Raw genomic sequence first — 5,206 nt, 5'->3', positions numbered from 1 at the left:
GGCGCTGGGTGCGGCGCGTGCCGACGCGATCAGCGCCGAACAGGCCGCCGGCCTGGTGTTCCTGACCGTGGCCCTGCTCGAGGTCTGGGCCGGGGCCGGCCTGGCCTGGCAGGCGCTGCAGTCCGGCCGCGTCGCCGCGCGGCGCCTGCAGGCGATCGCCGGGCAGGCGCCACCAGTGCTAGACCCGGCGCATCCGCAGGCGCTGCCGGCCACTGGCGAGGTGCAGTTCGACGACGTCGTGTTCGTCTGGCCGGGCGAGGCGCGGCGCGTACTCGACGGCGTCTCCCTGCGCATCACCCCGGGCGAACGCATCGCCCTCTCCGGCGACAGCGGCAGCGGCAAGACCACCCTGTCGGCGCTGCTGCTGCGGCTGTGGGACCCGCAACACGGCAGCGTCCGCTACGCCGGCACGGATTTGCGTGAGGTCGCCGAGGCACAGTGGCATCGCCGCGTCGCCTGGCTGCCGCAGGGCGCGCCGGTGTTCGCCGGCAGCGTGCGCGACAATCTGCGCCTGGGCGATCCCGCGGCCGACGATGCGCGGCTGCAGCGGGTGCTGACCGACGTGCGGCTCGACGCCTGGCTGCACGAAGTCGGTGGCCTCGACGCCTGGCTCGGCGAAAACGGCGCCACCATGTCCGCCGGCCAGGCGCGGCGCCTGGCCCTGGCCCGTGCCCTGTTGCGCGAGGCACCGTTGCTGGTGCTGGACGAACCCACCGAAGGCCTGGACGTGGACACCGCGCAGGCGCTGTTGCGCGACCTGGCGCAGGCGTTGGGCCAGCGCAGCCTGCTGCTGATCAGTCACGATGCGCTGCCCGAGGGCGTGGTGCATGTGCGTTATCGGTTGCAGGACGGGCGGCTCGTGCGCAGCGTCGAAGCGTCGGGCGATGACACGGTGTGAGACACGCGCAGCGTGACTGGTCACGCGTGGCGCACGTGTGCCACGAATGGCGGCGATCTCCAAGCACGCACGTCGCAGAACGATGGCAACTGGGACGAGATTCTCTGATGGTATACAACGCGCCGTCAGTGTCGGCCTGTGAGACGTCACCGCTCTAGAATTTCGCGACGGTCGGTGATGCGGAACGAACACCACGAAGCGGTAGTCAGTTTCTTCCGGATGACCGGGCGACAGGGGGTTGCCCATCAGAGAAAAGGAGTTTCACTTATGTTTGGAACAATGTTCGCGAAGAAACGGCTGTCGGCCCTGGTGCGCTTGGGGGTGATGGCAGGGCTGGCGCTGAGCGGCGCGGTGCACGCACAGGCGCTGACCAACGATCCGCTTTCGGCGCAGCAGTGGACGCTCAATGCGATCCGTGCGCCGCAGGCCTGGGCGCTGGCCCCGTCGGGTGGGGAAAAGATCCGTGTGGCGGTGGTTGACACTGGATACTCCGAGCATCCGGATATCAACTGGGCGAAAGATGGCGCTGGTCTCGCGACTTACTGGGATGCGACCGAGGCGCTAGATGGCAATGGTGAAGACTCTAGATACATCGGCTCCGGTGCGCATGGAACTCATGTCATGGGTATCGTGGCGGCCCGAACCCGGAATGGTGAGGGTGTCGCCGGAGTATGCCCGCAGTGTGAAGTCCTTTCGATCAAGACATCGCTAACCGATGCGAGTATCGCCGACGGCATCCAGGTGGCGGTGCAGTCTGGTGCGCGCGTGATCAATCTCAGTTTTGCCCAGGCAAATGTCTCGTGCAGCAGTAGTGGCAATTACAAGCTTACCCGCGCCGCGATTGCCGGCGCGGTGGCTGCCGGCGTACCTGTGGTCGCGGCGGCGGGTAACCACAATACGCCCGATATCAAATACGACAATGAGGGAGTACCAGAGTCTCGGGTGGATGTGGCAAATGTCAGTCCAGCGTCCTGTCCCGGGGTGATCTCCGTAGGTGCCTCCCTCGGCACGCCGCAAGAGCCTAACGTGGAAGCTCCGTACAGCAATGGTGGTGCATCGCTGACGTTGACGGCGCCGGGTGGAGGAGCGACCCGAGAAGATGGTGTGTTCGGTGCGGGAGAGGGCGCCTGTCCCATTTTGAACAATGTAGGAAACAAGGGCGTAAGCACCAGCAGAGTGGGTGTGATGTCGGCTTGGGCCGAGGGCACTGGTACCCAATGGGTGCATTGCTATCGCTTTCTGAGTGGCACTTCGATGGCAACACCTCATGTCAGTGGCGTCATCGGACTGATGCTCTCAGCCAACCCGTCGTTGAGTCCCGCCCAGATCACAAGCATTCTGCAGGCTTCGGCAGGTCCGATGGTGTGTCCCTCCGGTGGCTGTGGCGCAGGTCTGCTGAACGCCGAAGCCGCCGTCAGTGCCGCACGCAGTGTCGCCGGTCAGCAGATGTCCGCTGGCGCGTGCCGCTACAACGTACCTGGCAAGTCGGGACAGGCGAAGTGCACTCTGGATAGCATGGATGTAGCGCCGGATGGCACCGAGACTGTGACCGCTTACGGCCACGTGTGGAAGTTTGATGCTCAGGGCTTGCCGGTCACGCTTCCTGTGCCGCTCAGTAGCTCTTCGGTTTACGCGGGAAGCAACGGACCGTGCACGACCCAGTTCGTCATGCGTAAAAGACCCTGCAAGTTTGACACCCGCGCCGAAGTGAACTATCCGGGCGTGGGCTATCTCGAATCCATCACCGCCTATGGCCGTTATTGGAACTTCGACGCGAACGGCCAGCCGTTCGGCCCGCAGGGTGGAGAACTGAAAGACGTCCCGCGCTATGCGGCTGGCCCTTGCCAGGGAAAGAATCCCTGCGTGTTCGACACCCGCTCGCTGGTCGTGTTCCCGGAATGGGGTGGGTTGGTCGAGTCGGTCAACGCCTACGGGCAGTACTGGATGTGGGACGCGAACGGCAATCTCCTCGCCTCTGGTCCGTTGCAGGGCGTTGCGCGCTACCAGCAGATCTGCAACTACGGTCCGGCAGGCACGCCGTGCAAGTTCGATACGCGCGAACTCAAGAGCAATCGGCATGAGGTGATCACCGCCTATGGCCGCTACTTCGAGTTCGATGGCGAGACGCTGATTCAGAACACGGCGCTGACAGACATGGCGCGGTTCAACTGATTTCGTCGCTGCCGGCGTTCTGCTGAAACGATCGAGCGGGATCACGGCAAAGGATCTGCCGTGCTCCCGCGCTTGGCTGGTGGAGGCATGGCGCCTGTTGGCGTCATGCAGGTGGTCCGTGTGTCCGATCGTGGCAACGCCTATTCGCGAGCGATCTACGAAGTGGGACGTGTTTTGGAAGGAACTCAATTTACCCAACGCGGGACGTGTGTCGGGATGAACCCACGCGAAAGATGCCGTTGGTGGCGTCGCCAGGCACCGCATGATGGAGTGGTACGGGCAGTACGCCGCACCACTCACAGCGCATCCAGAAACGCCCGCACCGCCGGCCCGAACCGCGCGAAATCGACCAGGAACGCATCGTGGCCCTGCGGCGAATCCAGCCCCAGGAACTGCGCCTGTGCGCCGCCGGCGCGCAGACCGTCGGCGATCTGTTGCTGCTGTTGCACCGGAAACAGGATGTCGGTGTTGGCGCCGATCGCCAATGCGCGCTCGATCTGGATCGTGGCGATGCCGGCCAGCACGTCGCCGCCGGCGGGTTCGGCCAGGTCGAACCAGTCCATCGAGCGGCTCAGGTACAGATAGCAGTTCGGGTCGAAACGGCGTACGAAGCGGCGGGCGTGGCCTTCCAGGTAGCTCTCGACCTGGAATTCCAGGCCGAACGGATCGTCGTCGGTCTGGTCGGAATCCAGGCGCACGCGGCCGAAGCGGCCGTCCCATTCCAGCGCCGAACGGTAGGTGATCACGCCGAGCTTGCGCGCCATGCGCATGCCCGACTCGGGATAGGTGGCCTCGTCGTAGTCGCCGCCGTTCCAGTTCGGGTCCAGGCGGATCGCCTCGCGCTGCAGCGAGCGGATCGCGATCGAGAACGGCAGTGCCTGCGCGCTGCCGGAGATGTTGACGTGGCTGCGCGCCAGGCTGGGATGCCGGTGCAGCAGCGCCAGCGCAGTCATGCCGCCCATCGAGTTGCCGATCACGCAGGCCAACTGCGCGATGTCCAGTGCCCGCACCACTTGCGCGGCGGCGTCGGCACCGTCCTCGATCGACAGCTCCGGGAAGCGCAGGCGATACGGCTGGCCGTCGTCCGGGTGCGCTGAGGCGGGGCCGGTCGAGCCCTTGCAACTGCCCAGCGAGTTCACGCAGATCACGAACCAGCGCTGGGTGTCGATCGGCTTGCCTGGGCCGAGCATGGCTTCCCACCAGCCAGGCGTAGGATCGTCGGCATTGGCCGCGGCATGCGCGTCGGGCGAGAGTCCGGTGACGATCAGGACCGCGTTGTCGCGCGCGGCCGACAGCGTGCCCCAGGTTTCGTAGGCGACCCGCGCGCCATGCAACTGGCCACCACGTTTCATCGGGAACGGCGAGGGCAGGGTGTGGAAGCGGCTGCCGGGCGGGATGAATTCGGTCATGCGCCGATTCTAGCCGCGCGATTGCGCATCCGGCGTATGCGTGGTGCGGGATGGAGCGTGTCGGGCCGCAATGGCGTCCGTTAGTGACGCCGGGCCGGATCTACTGCGCGCCTGATCATTCGCTTCCACCGCGATCCAGTCCGACACGCTGTTGCCTCGTGGGAGCGGCTTCAGCCGCGACAGGACTCCCGGTAGAGCGTGTCGCGGCTGAAGCCGCTGCTGCAACGACGTTTCGCATTCTTGCTGGCGTCTTGCCCTGGTCGCGACCGGACGGTCCCGATCAGGCACGGTCGCTCCCACACGACTGCTTGCGCTACGGCTTGCCGATCACCAGCTCCACCGGCGCGGTCGCCGGCAGGGTGACCGTCACCGGCGCCGATTCCAGATCGCCCTCCTGGCGCATGGCGTTACCGCTGGCCGACAGCCGCGCGATCACCTGCACCTGCTTGAGTTGCGAGAGCTTCTGCGTCGGCATCGGGCTGTCCGCGTCGCTCAGCGTCACCCGCAACGGCAGCGCATGCAGCGGATGTTTCTGCACCGCCACCGGCATCGGCGGGCCGCCCGGCACGCGCGCGATCACGAACACGCTGGCGTCGCCGCGCAGGCGCACGCGGGCGGCGAACGCCGGGTCCAGCGATACCGCCACGGTCAGGCTGGCGGTCGCTGGCGCCTTGTCAGGCTGCGCCGTGGCGCCGGCAGTGGGCAAGGCGGGCAGGCCGGCCGCGCT

General features: G+C 66.2%; 3 protein-coding genes and 1 pseudogene. 2 read left to right on the top strand and 2 right to left on the bottom strand.

Annotated features, from left to right (window positions below; translation table 11 throughout):
• Both D588_RS26035 and D588_RS26955 read left to right on the top strand, forming a co-directional pair.
• Positions 1-898 (top strand): ATP-binding cassette domain-containing protein (locus D588_RS26035; protein WP_017917745.1); only part of this gene is annotated, 898 nt, incomplete at its 5' end.
• Between the two features lie 279 nt (positions 899-1,177).
• Positions 1,178-3,070, top strand: coding sequence for a S8 family serine peptidase (locus D588_RS26955; protein ID WP_157836512.1), 1,893 nt, complete (start codon positions 1,178-1,180; stop codon positions 3,068-3,070).
• A 296-nt stretch (positions 3,071-3,366) separates the two neighbouring features.
• Here the strand turns inward: D588_RS26955 and D588_RS0123540 are convergent, their stop codons facing one another.
• The gene (locus D588_RS0123540; protein WP_017917743.1) at positions 3,367-4,479 is read right to left on the bottom strand and encodes a homoserine O-acetyltransferase; all 1,113 of its coding nucleotides are present in this window, start codon (positions 4,477-4,479) and stop codon (positions 3,367-3,369) included.
• Between the two features lie 313 nt (positions 4,480-4,792).
• Positions 4,793-5,206 (bottom strand): annotated as a pseudogene (locus D588_RS26030) (cytochrome C biogenesis protein); the annotation flags it as partial.

This window comes from Xanthomonas sp. SHU 308, assembly GCF_000364645.1.
Taxonomy (GTDB): domain Bacteria; phylum Pseudomonadota; class Gammaproteobacteria; order Xanthomonadales; family Xanthomonadaceae; genus Xanthomonas_A; species Xanthomonas_A sontii.
This window is presented reverse-complemented; position numbering and strand designations above follow the sequence as displayed.